Genomic DNA, 13,697 nt, shown 5'->3' on the forward strand with positions numbered 1-13,697 from the left:
CGTCGCGGGCACCGCGAACCGTTGCGCCGCAAGGAGGTCACCACCGGATCGACGCGTCGCCGAACAATTCGGGGCAAATACCGGAATGGGGTGCCACCACCGGGGTGCACCCCTTTCCGAAAAGCGCCGGCCGCTTGCCCGCCGACATTCCTGTCGGCTATGTTCGCGCGGTGTCGGAAAACGTCGAAGAAATCCTGGCGGGAATCAACGGCGAACTCGCCGGACTGCACGCGCAGAGCAAGTTCCTCAACGAGGTGGTCGACCGGCTGCACGCGGAGAACGAGCGGTTGCGCAACGCCGAGGCGCAGCGGGTCCTCCAGCCGGCGCTGCGCGACCTGGTCAAGCTCGCCGACGACTGGCGGGCCAGGCGCACCACCCTCGAGGGCGAGGCGGACGGCGCGTTCGCCCGGCTGTGCGACGAGGTCGTGGAGGACGTCGTGCTCGTCCTGGAGCGCCAGGGCGTCGACGAGTTCCACGCGGAGGTCGGCGCCGCGTTCGACCGCCACGAGCAGCAGGCGGTCGGCACCCGCCCGGTCGAGGACCCCGAGCTCGACGGCCGGATCGCCGAGGTGCGCCGCCCCGGGTACCGGGTCGGGTCGAAGGTCGTCCGGTTCGCCCAGGTCGTGGTCTTCCGGGCCGCCCCGCGGGCGTCGTGAGCCGTCACGCCAGCACCCAGAGCGCGACCAGCAGCGTGACGACCATCGCCGTGCCCAGCAACGCCATCGACACCACCCGGCCGGTGACGACCGCGGCCGGCACCTCGTCGGTCATCCCGCCTCCTTCCGGTCGAGCAGCCACAGCACCGGCGCCGCCGGGTCGTCGTTGACGACCGCGCCGGCACCGCCGACCGACACGGCGTCCTGGTAGCTGACCGCGAAGCAGGACACCGCGCCGAAGCTGTTGTCCAGCGCGGACACCACGTCCCGCTGACCGACCTCGGCCAGCCAGTCGCGCACCGCCCGGTCGCGCACCTCGCGCGCCGAGGAGCCCAACCCCGCGTACGGGTGGCTCGGTCCGGACGGGTCGAGCAGCCCGTCGCACTTGGTCAGCACCAGCGCCACCGGCACGTCGATCCGGTTGCCCCGCCGGGAGAACCCGCGTTCGACCAGTGCCTCCACGAACCGGTCCAGCACCGACTTCGGCGCGGTGTTCGACGCGCTCACCCGGCTCAGCACGGCGCGGTCGGTGTCCGAGCGCACCTGGCGCAGCGAGAACGGGTCCACGATGAACACGACGCCCTTGGTGAACGCCAGGAACTGCGCGTCCGCCAGGTGGTCGACGCTCTCCACGTGCTCGCCCGCGGGGTCGTAGAGGTAGAGCAACCGCCGGGCCCGGCTGCCGACCCGGCCGACGAACACCGTGTAGGCGCGGGGTTTCACGGTCGCGGTCTTCAACGCGCGGCTGGGGTCGAGGTGCACGCCCAGGCTGGTGTTGCGCTCGAACGACTCCTCCGCGCGCGGGTCGGCGAACTCGAAACCCTCGTCGCGCAGCTTCAACCGGGACACCGCGCTGTGCATGAAGACCGACTTGCCCGCCTTGGGACCCGCGACGACGGTGATGTGCGTGGTCGGCGCGGAGAGGCCCTTCGCCGGCAGCGCGGTCCGGCACGAGCCGCACTGGGCGTCCAACCTGTTCTTGCCCAGCGCCAACAGCGTCGGCAACCGGTGCCGGCACCGGCACGTCCGGTGCAGCACGCCCGCGAGGCCCGGCACCAGGTTCCGGTGCGCGACACCGCACCCCGGGGCGGGGCACCGGTAGATCGGCCGGGTCACCCGCTCGTGGCACGACGGGCACTCCAGCGTGATGCCGCGCACGAGCAGCACGCCGAACTCCAGCAGTCGCCCGCCGCCCGCGGTGAGCAGCGCGCCGCCCACGAGTGCCAGCAGCAGCACGAGGAACACCAGGGACGTGAACGTCACGAACCCCACCGCGCCCGCCGCTCCCAGCAGCAGGCCGAAGCTCGCCGCGACGGCGCTCGGCACGGACAGCAGCGCGGGCACCGAGGTGAACTCCCGCCACTCCCACACCCGGTCCACCAGCGAGGGCGGCTCCGCCGAGTCGGCGCGGGTGACCCGGACGACCCTGGACCACACCCGCGCGAAGGTCTGGACGAGCACCCGCCGGTAGTCCAGCAGCACCGGACCCGCATAGTAGCTGCGGTACGCCGGGTCCGGCCCGTCCTCGGACGGCTCGGGCGGCTCGACGCCCAGGTGGTCGATCGCGCCCCGCGGCGCGAAACCCGCGAACGAGGCGGTCACGTACTCGGCCACGCCGAGGCCGAACGCCACCACCGCGCCGCCGGCGATCGCGAGGCCCAGGACGTACGGACCGACCGAGCACAGCAGCAGGAGCAGGAGCAGCGCGACGACGGGGTGCACGTCACGCCTTCCCGCGGCGGAACAGCGACAGCAGGCCGCGGCGCTCGTGGCGCACCCGCCAGTCCTGCCACCACTTCGCCCAGTTCGGCCGGGGCGCGGACACCCCGAGCACGTCCGCCATCGGCTGGAGCGACTCGCCGATCCGGTCCAGGTGCCTGCCCCGGCGCTTGCGGAGCGCGGCGGCGAGCGTCCCGTCCACGAGTTCGGTCCTGGTCGCCGTGCCCGCCACGCCGCGCCACGCGACGACCACCCCGGCGACGTGGTGCGGCGAGGCCGCGGCGAGACTCACCAGCGCCGCCTCCCGGTAGGCGGGCAGGAACACCGACCCGTGGTCGGCGAGCGCCCGGTCGAGCAGGTCCCGGTGTACCTTGGCGTCCGCGCGCAGCACGAACGACGCGACCGCGGCGAGCAGCCGGTCACCCACCTCGGTGCGCACCGACGCCGCGGCCGCCAGGTTCGCCAGCACGACCCGCTCGCTGCGCGGACCCGGTGTGGCGCCGCGGAAGTACGCGATGCTCTCGACCGCCTTCAACCCCGCCCGGTCCGCCGGCCGCAGCCGGGCCGCGAACGGCGACCGCAGCAGCGCCTCGACCAGTCCGCCCTCCGCGCGACCCGACTCGTCCCGGCTCGCGTGGTCCAGCGCCCGCGCCACGATCCGCGCGCCGACGCCGCTGTCCTCGAGCACCTGAACCGGCACGTCGCGGAGCAGCCGGAGCGACTCGTCGGTCGACGGGTCCTCCGGCCACAGCACCGGGCCGAACCGCGGCCAGTCCACCTCGTGGCGGCGGGTGCCGTCGGCCATCACCCGCACCTTGTCGACCTCGCCGTGCCTGGCCAGCGCCACGTCGGTGAGCAGCCTGATCCGCCCGTCGCCCCGGCCCGCCAACACCCTCGCCGCGGCCGCGGTCAGCGCCGCCGCCAGCCGCGCGGCCTCCCGCTGGTCGAACAGCCGGCGGTCCAGCGCCTGCACGAGCGCGTCGAGCAGGTCGGGCCGCTCGGCGAGGCGCTCCGGCAGCGTCGGCGTGGTCGCGTCGACCAGCGCGGGCAGCACCACGTTCTCCGCGACGTCCTCGAGGTCGATCGGCGCCAACACCGGCAGCCACAACCGTTCCCGGACACCCAGCGCCGCGACGTAGTAGGCGCCCAGGAGCTTCGACGGCACGGGCTGCCCCTGGCCCGACGCCGCGCGCAGGACCGCCGCCCACCCGACGGCGTCGGTCGGACCACCGGTGTCCTGCACCTCGTCCGCGATCCGGTCCCAGGCGTGGTCGGGCAGCCGTTCGCGGATCCGGTCCACGGCCAGTCGCACGGCGGCCAGCAGCAGCGCGTCGCCGGCGGGCGCGGTGACCGGCAGGTCGAACACCTTCTCGGCCAGCACGGCGAACGTGTCGAGGTCCGCCGCGGCCAGCGGCGGGTCGGCCCGGGCCGCGAGGGCCAGCGCCTCGGGCACCGCGTCGCGGTCCCACAACCCGCCCAGCGCCGAGGAGTACCGGGTGCCCTCGGCCGTCGGCCGGTCCGCGGTCAGGTCGATCACGGTGAAGTCGCCGTAGGTCGGCAGTCGCACGTCGGGCGTCGTGCAGCTGACGAGCGCACTCGACTCCTCGGGCCGCGAGGTGTACGTGGTGAACGAGACGTCCAGACCCAGCGGGTGCGGCAGCGAACGGCAGGTGGCGGCGAGCCAGCGCGCGCCGGTCCGGTCGTCCGGCACCACCAGCACCAGCCGACCGCGGCCGGCGAGCAGCAGGCGGTGCGTCGTGCCGAGCACGCGGTCCAGCACGGCGATCGCGCCCGGACGGCCCAGCAGTCGCCGGGTGCTCGGCAGGTCCGTCTCGCCACCGGGCGCGACCGAGGTCAGCTCGGGCAGCGCGGTGCCGCCGGCACCGGCCCGTGCCCAGACCCGGCTGCCCCACAGGTCGATCGGCAGCACGTCGCCCAGTTCGCGCCCGACGTCCTCGAACACCAGCGCGTGCGCGAAGTAGTTGCCCATCCGACCGGTGAAGTCCGCGCCCGCGTACCGGCTCGCGAACAGCGCGCCCGCCCGGCCGGACGGCGCGAAGCCGAACGCGACCGGGAAGCCGCCGAGGTCGTCGTCGTCCAGCCGGTCCACCAGACCGGGGCCGGGCTCGTAGGCGCTGGCGCGGACCGCGAGGTCGACCAGCGGGCGCGGGATGCCCGGTGTCATCGCGCTGACCTGGAAGCCCTGGATGCCCTCCAGGCCGTTCTCGCACGAGGTGTAGTGCAGCTGCCGGACCATCATTTGCCCCTCGTCCTGATCGCCCCGAACCGGGCCAGCAACCACAACATGGGCTCCTCCAGGCGGTAGGGGTGCACGCCGGCGGGTGAGAGCCGGGTGCCGCTGACGGGCGACGCGCCGAGCGCGGACATCCCGAAGTAGCGGTAGGTCTCGAACGAGTTGGCGATCGTGCGGTCGAACGCCGGGTCGTACCAGCGGTCGAGCCAGCTCCGGACCTCCTCGTGGACGTCGCGGCCGTCGGGCTCGTCGTAGACGCCGTCGTGCCGGGACGGTTGGCGCAGCGGCGACTCCGCGCCGAACAGGTCCCGCAGCAGGTCGATCTTGGTGAGCGCGATCGCGAGCGGGGTGCGCAGCAGGCGGCCCGCGCGACCGCCACCGCGTTCGCGCAGCAGCTCGCCCAGCCGGTCCACCACGTCGAGCTGGTTGGTGAAGCCGGTTTTCCCGGTCGCGCCGATCTCGTCGCGCACCCGGGGCATCTGCACCGGGTCGAGCAGCAGGATGATCCCCTCGGCGGCGTCGAGGTAGTCGATGAGCTGGTCCATCGCCTGCGCGCGGGCCACGTCCTCGCCCGCCGTGTCGTAGAAGACCGTCACCACCGGCGCGACGTCCGCCGAGCGCAACCACCGCTGTCGGGGGAACCGGAGGCTGAACAGCAGCGGTTCCGGGGTGGACCGCAGCGCCGACGGCGTCTGGTTGACCGGGCGGCCCTGCTCGAACAGCGGGGTGGCGAAATCGCGCGCGTAGCGGGTCCGCGACTCCTCGCCCAGCAGGGCGAGCGACATGCCGGTGAACCGCGTGCTGACCGCGCCGCGCTGGAGTTCGTGCACCAGCACGCCGACCCACGTGCTCTTGCCGGAGTCCGACGACCCGATCACCGCGATGTTGCGCCCGCCGCTGTCGACGTACTCGCGCAACAGGTCCCGGCCGCAGCCGGGGCACACCCGGCGGGCCTGCGGGAGGTTGCCGTGCGGGCACCGGCCCTTCCTCAACTCCCGCTCGTGGAACCGGGTCGCCTTGTCCTGGCAGCGTTCCCCGCAGTTGCGCTGGAGGTCGGCGGTGCGGTGGACCGCCCAGCAGTAGGGGCACTTGGTGGTCGCCATCACGCTCCTCGCACGATCAGGTCGTCGGGTCGCAGCGGCACGAGGACGACCCGGTCGTCGCGGGAGAACGCCCGCAGGTACACCGGTCGGCGCAGGTGCCCGGGCACCTCGAACCCGCCGTCGGCCGCGCCTTCGAGCCGGAGCAGCACCTCGCCGTCGTCGGCGTCGATCGGCCGCACGCCGGACCTGGCCACCAGCACGAGTTCCGCCGGCGCGGCGTCCGCGACCGTGAGCACCCACCGGCGGCGCAGCACGCCGACCCGCTTCACCGAGTACCGCGCGGTGCGGGTGGTCGACTCCCGGCGCAGCGCGAGCGGGCCGTAGCCGGGCACGCCGTCGACGGTCCGCGCGGTGCACACGCCGAACCAGTGCTCGCCCTCGGGCACCGGGATCGACACCCCGCGGCTGTCGTAGGCGACCTTCGTGACGTCGAGGCAGGCCGCCTCCGGGTCGGTCGGGCCGACGGGTCGGGTCGCCGCGCGCCACACCACGCGGGCCGCCGTCGCGCCCGCGGGCCACTCCCAGCTCAGCCGCACGGTCGCGCCGAGCCGGTCCAGCCGCAGCGCGGTCACCGGCGCCTGCCCGGCGTCCACCACGACCGGCGTGCCGATCGCGGCGAGTTCGCCCAGCACCGTGACGGGGACGACGACCGCGCGCCGGCCGGGTGTGGCCAGCCGGCCGCGCAACGACCCCGGGCCGGTGCGTGTCCCGGCCGTCACCGGCGCGCCGAGCCGACGGGCCTCGCGCACCGACACCACTCCGGGCTCGGGTGGGTCGTCGCCGGCGCGCAGCTCCAGCACCTCGACGTCGCCGCGCGGCGGCGCGGTCCACCGGGCGACCAGCTCGTCCCGGTCGACCTCGGCGACCAGGTCGACCACCGCGTCGGGCACCTCCTGCCGGCTCGCGGTCCGCACCAGGCCCTCGCTCGCCGCGGCCGTGCCGTCGGGCAGCCGGTAGCGGGCCCGGACGCGGTACTCGTGACTCTCGCCGGGCCGGACGTCGCGGTCGACGAAGGTGGCCGAATGCGTTGCGGGCACGGGACTTCCGCCCCGGGTGACCAGCGCGCCGACGGCGCCCTCCGGCAGCCGCCACCGACCCGACACCGCGTCGAAGTCGCCGCGCACGTCCAGGTCGAGCACGTCGCCGAGGACCGTGACCGGCGCGGCGTGCGCGGCGCGGGCCGACGGGTTGCCGTCCCGCAGCGTGAACACCCGGTACACCAGGGGAATCCCGTTCGGCGGGTCCGGGTCGACCAGCTCGCCGCCGGTGACGTCCTCGCCCAGCGCCGTGTCGTCGCGGCGGACCCGGTACGCGACGCGGCCGGCGGTCGCGCCGCTCGGCTCCCAGGTCACGACGACCCGACCGGCGCGCACCTCGGCCGTCGCGGAGGGCGGCTCGGGCGGGCGGCACCGCTCCAGCCCGGCGTCGACCCGGTCGTCCGCCAGCACCTCGCGCACCCGGTGGTACCCGGCCGCGGCGGCTTCGACGTCGGTCCGCTCCAGCTCGCGGCACCGGCTCAGGTCCTCGTCCAGCGCGGCGAGCCGCTGCTCCAGCTCGTCGCGCCGGGTCGCCCACTCCTCGGGCAGCGCGGGTTGCTGGTCGAGGACGGTCAGCGCGGTCCGCAGCCGCAGGTCGCGCACGGCCCGCTGGTAGTGCTCCTGCCACCCGGGCTCCGCGACCGGCGCGGTGAACCGGCGGGCGCACCACGCCGCGTAGGCCAGGTCATCGGGTTCGGTGTCGATCCTCAAGGAGCGCAACCGATCCGCGGCCGCGCGGGCGGCCTCGACCGCCTCGGGGTAGCCGTAGGCCGCCCGGTCGAGCAGGTGGCCGACGACCTCGTGCCGCAGCACGTCGACCAGCTCGGCCCGCTCCCGCCACCCCTGCACGAGCCGGAGCAGGGTGGTCTCCGCGGCGCTGTCCGAGGACCGCGACACGCGCAGCTTCTCCCGCCGGGCCACGAGGTCCGCACCCAGGTCGCCCAGGCCGGACAGGTAGTCCCAGAGCGAGTCGTGCCGGAGCAGCGCCAGCACGCCCCGCGCCTCGGCCCACTGCCCGGGTTCGGCGGTTCGGGGCAGCTCCACCGGCTCGCGCTCGGCGCCGTCGTTCGCCTCCAGGGCCGAGAGGATCGCGCCGCGCGGCACTTTCAGCGCGTGCGCCTGCGCGGTCACCTCGCTCGGCGGCAACCCCGGCGCACCGGCCATCCGCGACCGCACCGCGACCGCCAACCCCCGCCGCCGCCGGTCGACCTGCTCCCGGTGCGCGGCGCGGCGGGCGCCGTCGAGCAACGTCTCGGCCGCCGCGTCGTGCCGGCCGCGCAGAATCTCGGTCGCCCGGCGGAAACCCCGGTACCGCTGCTTGCCGAACTCCCGGGCGACGTCGGCCAGCGCGGCCTCGACCACGCTCCGGTCGCTCACGTCGAGCGGCAGCAGGTACACCCGGAAGAGGTCCTCGTCGGGGCGCCAGCCGTCCTGCACCGGCTTGAGCACCTCGTCCACGAACCGGTTCGCGTCGAACTCCCGCCCGGTCACCGCTGGAGGACCGGCAGCGGTGCCCGCTTGACCTCCTCCGGCACCAGGCCGCTGATCTTCGCCTCCAGCGCGATCCGCTCGCCGTTGGCGGCGACCGCGGTGATGTGCAGGATGCCGTCGGCCTCCAGGTTGAACGCGACCTCCAGCGGCTGGCCGGCGGGACCCGGGGGCAGGTTCGTCAGCAGGCCCTCGACCAGCTTGAGGTTGTCCTCGAGTTCGACGCTGAGCACGTCGGTGGTCGACTCGTAGACCGAGATCTCCACCTCCCGCTGCCGGTCGTGCACGGTGCGGAAGGTGTCGTGCGGACGGGCCGGGATCTCGTCGTTCGGCTTGATCAACCACGCCACGACCAGGTCGCTGTCGTGCTTGCCCCGATCGCGCACGACCGCGATGCCGTACCCCTTCGACGTGACGTCGACGATCCTCGGCAGGTCCGCGCCACCGGGCAGGCCGCGGCCCGCCGGGCTCGACTCGCCGTCGCTCTCCGCGACGCTGTTCGCCGCGAACAGCGCCGCGCCCTTGGCCACGATCTGGTCCGGGTCGGCGAGCTGCGGCGTCGGCAGGTCGGGGAACTCGCGCGCCAGCTGCTCCTTCACCGCGGGCGAGTGCGACATGCCGCCGACGAGCAGGAACTCGTCCACCTGCCCGACGCCCTTGGCCCGCGCGTTGCCCAGCACGTCCCGGGTGAAGTCGACGGTGCGCCCGACCAGGTCGGCCGTCGCCTCCTCGTACTCCCGCCGGGTGATCTCGATCTTGGCCCGCTCGCCGTTCGCGATCACCGTGGTGGTGTAGCCGTCCCGCCGGCTCAGCGCCTTCTTCGCCTCCTCGGCCAGCAGCTCGATCGAGCCCGCCGCGTCGAGGTCGGTGCGCGGGTCCGAACCGGGGTGCTGCGCGGAGAACTTGTCGCACACCAGCTCCACGATCCGGGCGTCCCAGTCCGCGCCGCCCAGCCGGTGGTCGCCGCCGGTGGCCACCACCCGGATCTCGTTCGCCGACACCTTGATGACCGTGACGTCGAACGTGCCGCCGCCGAGGTCGTACACCAGCACCGAGCGCTCCTGCGCGGAGGCCGAGACGAGCCCGTACGCGATCGCCGCGGCGGTCGGCTCGTTGATGATGTTCACGACCTCCAGGCCCGCCATCTCCCCCGCGTCCCGGGTGGCCTGCCGCTCCGCCGCGCCGAAGTACGCGGGCACGGTGATCACGACGTCGGCGAGCGGACCGGTCTCGGGCACCTCGGCGCCCAGCACGGTGAGCGCGTCCTCGACCACCTGGCGCAGGATGATCGCGGAGACCTGCTGCGGGTACAGCTCGCGGTCGTCCACGTCCGCCGTGTAGCCCTCTTCGCCCATGTGCCGCTTGATCAGCGAGATCACCCGGCCGGGCTCGTTGCGCAGCTCGTTCTTCGCGAACCGGCCGACCGTGGCGTTCCCGCTGTGCTCGAAGAACACCACGGACGGCGTGGTGAGGTCGCCCTCCTGGTTGGGCAGCACCGACACCCGGTTGTTCTCGTCCAGTGAGGCGACGCAGGAGTAGGTGGTTCCCAGGTCGATGCCGAGAACGGGACGACGGGTCATGGGGTGGTGCCCTTCGGGTCGGGTGGTTCGCGGTCGGGGGCGTCGAGGGGGCCGCGCACCGTCCACAGAGGACCGGACGGCCGCGGGCGGCGAGCCGGCGCCGACCGGCGGGCGGCGTCGGGAGGCGCGTCGACCACCACGGGGGCAAGTGCCGCGGTGGTGCGGCCGAACCCGCCGACAGCCCGCTCCACCGACCGTGCTCCAGGTTCCGTGCGACGAACGCAATTCACCGGTCGGGACCGAGGAGAGGATTCGTCGCGGATTCACCGGCGTGGTCGGACCACCACTGCCGCTGCCGAAGTTTTACCACAGCGGCGGGTCGCGCATTCACCATGTTCACGAATGCCCGACAGACAATCCGCAATTCTGCGGAGGAATTCGCGGAAGCGCACTCGCGATCCCGGACGGTGATCGGGACGCGGCGGGTCGGAGCACCCGGCTGTCACTCCCGGTGGCCGTGGGAAACTTCGCGGACTCGAATCCAGGGGGAACACGTGAACCTGCACCAGCTCGACACGCTCCACGTCCACCAGAAGGTCACCCTGATGGTCAACCGCTACGAGGTGTTCGCCGACGACGGCCACGGCGAGCCCGGCGCGCTGGTCGCGTTCGTGGAGCAGAAGCGGATGACGTTCAAGGAGCAGGTGACGGTGTACACCGGCGCCGACAAGGCGACCGTGCTCGCCGGGTTCAAGGCGCGCAAGGTGATCGACCTGGGCAGCGGGTACGACGTCGTGGACCACACCGGTACGCCGATCGGGTTCTTCCGCAAGGACTTCGGCGCGTCGCTGACCAACTCGACCTGGCACGTGGACACCCCGGTCGGTCCGGTGACCGGGCGCGAGCGCAGCCAGGGCGTCGCGGTGCTGCGCCGGATCTGGGACTTCCTGCCGCTGGTCGACAGCGTCCCGTTCCCGTTCCGCTACCACTTCGACTTCGTCCGCGACGGCGTCGCGGTGTTCACCGTGGACAAGAAGACCTGGCTGCGCGACCACTACCTGGTGCGGATCGCGGACCCGAACCTCGACCGCCGCGTGGTGATCGCGCAGGCCGTGGCGCTGGACGCGCTCCAGGGCCGGTAGGCCGGTCTCAGCAGACGTGCTTGGCGCGCAGCACCCGGCGCAGCGCCTGGTCGACCCGGGTGGCGGGCAGCTCTCCGGAACCCGTCGCCCGCTCCAGGCGGTCGAGGACCTCGCCGACCCGGCCGCCGGAGGACCACAGCGCCACGTCCGCGCCGGAGGCCAGCGCCCGGGTGACCGCGTCGGGCAGGTCGACCCGGTCGGTCACCGCGCGCATCGCGCCGAGGTCGTCGGTCATGGCCGGGCCGTCGAAGCCGAACTCGTCGCGCAGCAGCGCGTACGCGGCCGGGCTCAGGCTCGCGGGCTGCCCGTCGGTCAGGCCCGGCACGTCGATGTGGCCCACCATCACCGACACCGCGCCGAACGAGGGCAGGCTCCGGTAGGGCACGAGGTCCTTGGCCCGCAACGCGTCCAGCGCGGGTGACCGGACCTCGCCGAGGTGCGAGTCGCCGGTGGTGTTGCCGTGCCCGGGGAAGTGCTTGAGCACCGCGTCCACCCCGGCGTCGCGCAACCCGGCGGCGAACGCGCGCGCGTAGTCGACGGTGACGGCCGGGTCCGCGCTGAACGAGCGGTCGCCGATGACGGTCCGGTCGGGCTGGTCGCTGGTGTCGACCACCGGGGCGAGGTCCATGGTCACGCCGCGCGCCCGCAGCGCCGCGCCGCGCTTGCGCGCCGTGTCGCGGACCTCGTCGGGCGAGAGCCGCGCGGCCAGGGCGCGGGCGCTGGGCAGGTCGCCGTCCAGCTCGTCCACCCGCTGCACCCGACCGCCCTCGTCGTCCACGGCCACGGTCAGCGGCAGCGTCGACGCCTCGTGCACGGCGGCCAGCGCGTTGCCCGACAGCAGGCCCACGTCGTCACCGCCGATGAAGATCCCGCCCACCTGCTCGCCGCGCACCACGCGCAGCGCGTCGAGCGAACCCCTCGGGTCGACGCCGACCATGACCAGCTGCGCCAACCGGGCCCGCGGGGTGAGCCCCGCGATGGGCCCGGCGCAGGCGTCGGCGACCACCGAGGTGGTGGAAGTCGGTGCGGGGGACGAGGAAGTGGGCCTGGCCGCGGCCGGTGAGGCCGGTGCCGGCAGCGCCCGGGACGGCACCACCGCGGTGCCGGTGAACGCCGTGACCAGCGCCGCGACCACCGCGCCGACCGCGATCGACGCCAGTGTCGCCGACGTGCCGTCACCCCGGCTCATCGACACGGGGTTTCGTCACGAACGGCCCACGGCATCGCAACCATCCTGCAACGCGTGGCGAGCCCGCGCAAACCCGGTGGTCGACCGCCCGGCGCACCGTTGACAAGCCCGCCCGACCGGATGACGGTGGGTGTTCGAATCATCACCTGGAGGAGTCATGGCGGTCCACCTCAAGTCGGCCTCGCCGTCCGCGCAGGACCCGGCCCGCGCGGCGGCCGTGCGGGCCACCGTGGAGGGCGTCATCGCCGACGTCCGCGAACGGGGCGACCGCGCGGTGCGCGAGTACTCGGAGAAGTTCGACAACTGGTCGCCGGAGAGCTTCCGGCTCTCGCCGGAGCGGGTCGAGGAGATCGTCGCGGGCGTGCCGACGCGGGTGGTCGAGGACATCCTGGCCGTGCAGCACCGGGTGCGGGTGTTCGCCCGGCACCAGAAGGACTCGTTGCGGGACTTCGAGGTCGAGACCGAACCCGGCGTGTTCCTCGGCCAGAAGAACATCCCGGTGGCGTCGGCGGGCGCCTACGTACCGGGCGGCCGGTACCCGCTGGTGGCGTCCGCGCACATGACCGTGGTGACGGCGAAGGTCGCGGGCGTCGAGCGGGTCACCGCGTGCACGCCGCCGATCCGGGGCGAGGTGCCGGCCGCCACCGTCGCCGCGCTGCACCTCGCGGGCGCGGACGAGATCCTGCTGCTCGGCGGCACGCAGGCGGTCGCGGCGATGGCGATCGGCACCGAGACCGTGGGCCGGGTCGACCTGTTGGCGGGCCCGGGCAACGCCTACGTCGCGGAGGCGAAGCGGCAGCTGTTCGGCGAGGTGGGCATCGACCTGTTCGCCGGCCCGACCGAGATCCTGATCGTGGCCGACGAGCACGCGGACCCGTTCGTGGTCGCGGTCGACCTGCTCAGCCAGGCCGAGCACGGACCGGACTCCCCCGCCGTGCTGATCACCACCTCGGCCGACCTCGGCCACGCGGTGATCGACCTGGTCGAACGGCTGCTGGTGGACCTGCCGACGGCGGACTACGCCGCGCCCGCGTGGCGCGACCACGGCCGGGTCACCGTGGTGCCGACCCTGGACGCCGCGTACGCGCTGGCCGACGAGTACGCGTTCGAGCACGTGCAGGTGCTGACCGAGCACCCGCGCGAGGCGCTGGAGAGGATGCGCAACTACGGCGCGCTGTTCCTCGGCGAGGGCACCTGCGTGTCCTACGGCGACAAGGTCATCGGCACCAACCACACGCTGCCGACCAGGGGTGGCGCGAACCACACCGGCGGGCTGTGGGTCGGCAAGTACCTCAAGACGGTGACCTACCAGGAGGTGACGAACCGGGCGACGAGCGCGGCGCTGGGCGAGCTGTGCGGACGGGCCGCCCGGGTCGAGCTGTTCGAGGGTCACGCGCGGTCCGGCGACGTGCGCGCGCACAAGTACGCCGACGCACCGATCCCCTGGGCCGCAGGACTGCGGTGACCAGGGGATCGGTGAACATCCGGTGATTCAGCGGGTGCCGAAGTTCTGGGTCCAGTAGGCGCGGCCCTTGGTGTCGGTGGTGTAGGCGACACCGAGGTCCTTGTAGCCGCAGTTGAGCAGGTTG

The 13,697-nt window shown here is 73.9% G+C and carries 9 protein-coding genes; 3 read left to right on the plus strand and 6 right to left on the minus strand.

The window, feature by feature from the left end; genetic code table 11:
- Positions 1-170: 170 nt before the first annotated feature.
- The gene (gene grpE, locus AB0G50_RS33215) at positions 171-656 is read left to right on the plus strand and encodes a nucleotide exchange factor GrpE (protein ID WP_360117044.1); all 486 of its coding nucleotides are present in this window, start codon (positions 171-173) and stop codon (positions 654-656) included.
- Positions 657-767: 111 nt separating this feature from the next.
- Here grpE and AB0G50_RS33220 read toward each other — a convergent pair whose 3' ends face one another.
- From AB0G50_RS33220 to AB0G50_RS33240, 5 genes are read right to left on the minus strand one after another with little or no spacing between them, the layout of a single operon-like run.
- Complete coding sequence (locus AB0G50_RS33220) at positions 768-2,378, minus strand: hypothetical protein (RefSeq protein ID WP_360117047.1); 1,611 nt, start codon at positions 2,376-2,378, stop codon at positions 768-770.
- Between the two features lies 1 nt (position 2,379).
- Positions 2,380-4,635, minus strand: a complete 2,256-nt coding sequence (locus AB0G50_RS33225) for a GTPase-associated protein 1-related protein (RefSeq protein WP_360117050.1) — start codon at positions 4,633-4,635, stop codon at positions 2,380-2,382.
- A complete protein-coding gene (locus AB0G50_RS33230) occupies positions 4,632-5,732 on the minus strand; it encodes a hypothetical protein (RefSeq protein WP_360117053.1) in 1,101 nt (366 codons plus the stop codon). Before AB0G50_RS33230 ends, AB0G50_RS33225 begins: the two co-directional genes overlap by 4 nt.
- A complete protein-coding gene (locus AB0G50_RS33235) occupies positions 5,732-8,260 on the minus strand; it encodes a hypothetical protein (RefSeq protein WP_360117056.1) in 2,529 nt (842 codons plus the stop codon). Before AB0G50_RS33235 ends, AB0G50_RS33230 begins: the two co-directional genes overlap by 1 nt.
- Positions 8,257-9,837, minus strand: coding sequence for an Hsp70 family protein (locus AB0G50_RS33240; protein ID WP_360117059.1), 1,581 nt, complete (start codon positions 9,835-9,837; stop codon positions 8,257-8,259). The genes AB0G50_RS33235 and AB0G50_RS33240 overlap by 4 nt, the downstream gene beginning before the upstream one ends.
- 494 nt (positions 9,838-10,331) lie before the next feature.
- Here AB0G50_RS33240 and AB0G50_RS33245 point away from each other — a divergent pair, with 494 nt between their 5' ends.
- Positions 10,332-10,919 (plus strand): hypothetical protein, encoded by a 588-nt coding sequence (locus AB0G50_RS33245; RefSeq protein ID WP_360117062.1) that lies wholly within the window; start codon positions 10,332-10,334, stop codon positions 10,917-10,919.
- A gap of 7 nt (positions 10,920-10,926) precedes the next feature.
- On the opposite strand, the gene AB0G50_RS33250 is transcribed toward AB0G50_RS33245, so the two are convergent.
- Entirely contained in the window at positions 10,927-12,108 is a 1,182-nt protein-coding gene (locus AB0G50_RS33250) for a glycoside hydrolase family 3 N-terminal domain-containing protein (protein ID WP_360117065.1), read from the minus strand.
- 157 nt (positions 12,109-12,265) lie between these two features.
- On the opposite strand from AB0G50_RS33250, the gene hisD reads away from it, so the two are divergent.
- On the plus strand, positions 12,266-13,573 hold the full coding sequence (gene hisD / locus AB0G50_RS33255) for a histidinol dehydrogenase (protein WP_360117068.1): 1,308 nt from the start codon (positions 12,266-12,268) through the stop codon (positions 13,571-13,573).
- Positions 13,574-13,697 lie beyond the last annotated feature (124 nt).

The organism is Actinosynnema sp. NPDC020468, from assembly GCF_040642015.1.
GTDB lineage: Bacteria > Actinomycetota > Actinomycetes > Mycobacteriales > Pseudonocardiaceae > Actinosynnema.

Bases quoted from the DNA above. Each gene is read 5' to 3' on its own strand.
- hisD (WP_360117068.1), top strand. From the start codon at position 12,266: ATGGCGGTCCACCTCAAGTCGGCCTCGCCGTCCGCGCAGGACCCGGCC.
- AB0G50_RS33230 (WP_360117053.1), bottom strand. From the start codon at position 5,732: ATGGCGACCACCAAGTGCCCCTACTGCTGGGCGGTCCACCGCACCGCC.
- AB0G50_RS33225 (WP_360117050.1), bottom strand. From the start codon at position 4,635: ATGATGGTCCGGCAGCTGCACTACACCTCGTGCGAGAACGGCCTGGAG.
- AB0G50_RS33240 (WP_360117059.1), bottom strand. From the start codon at position 9,837: ATGACCCGTCGTCCCGTTCTCGGCATCGACCTGGGAACCACCTACTCC.
- AB0G50_RS33250 (WP_360117065.1), bottom strand. From the start codon at position 12,108: ATGAGCCGGGGTGACGGCACGTCGGCGACACTGGCGTCGATCGCGGTC.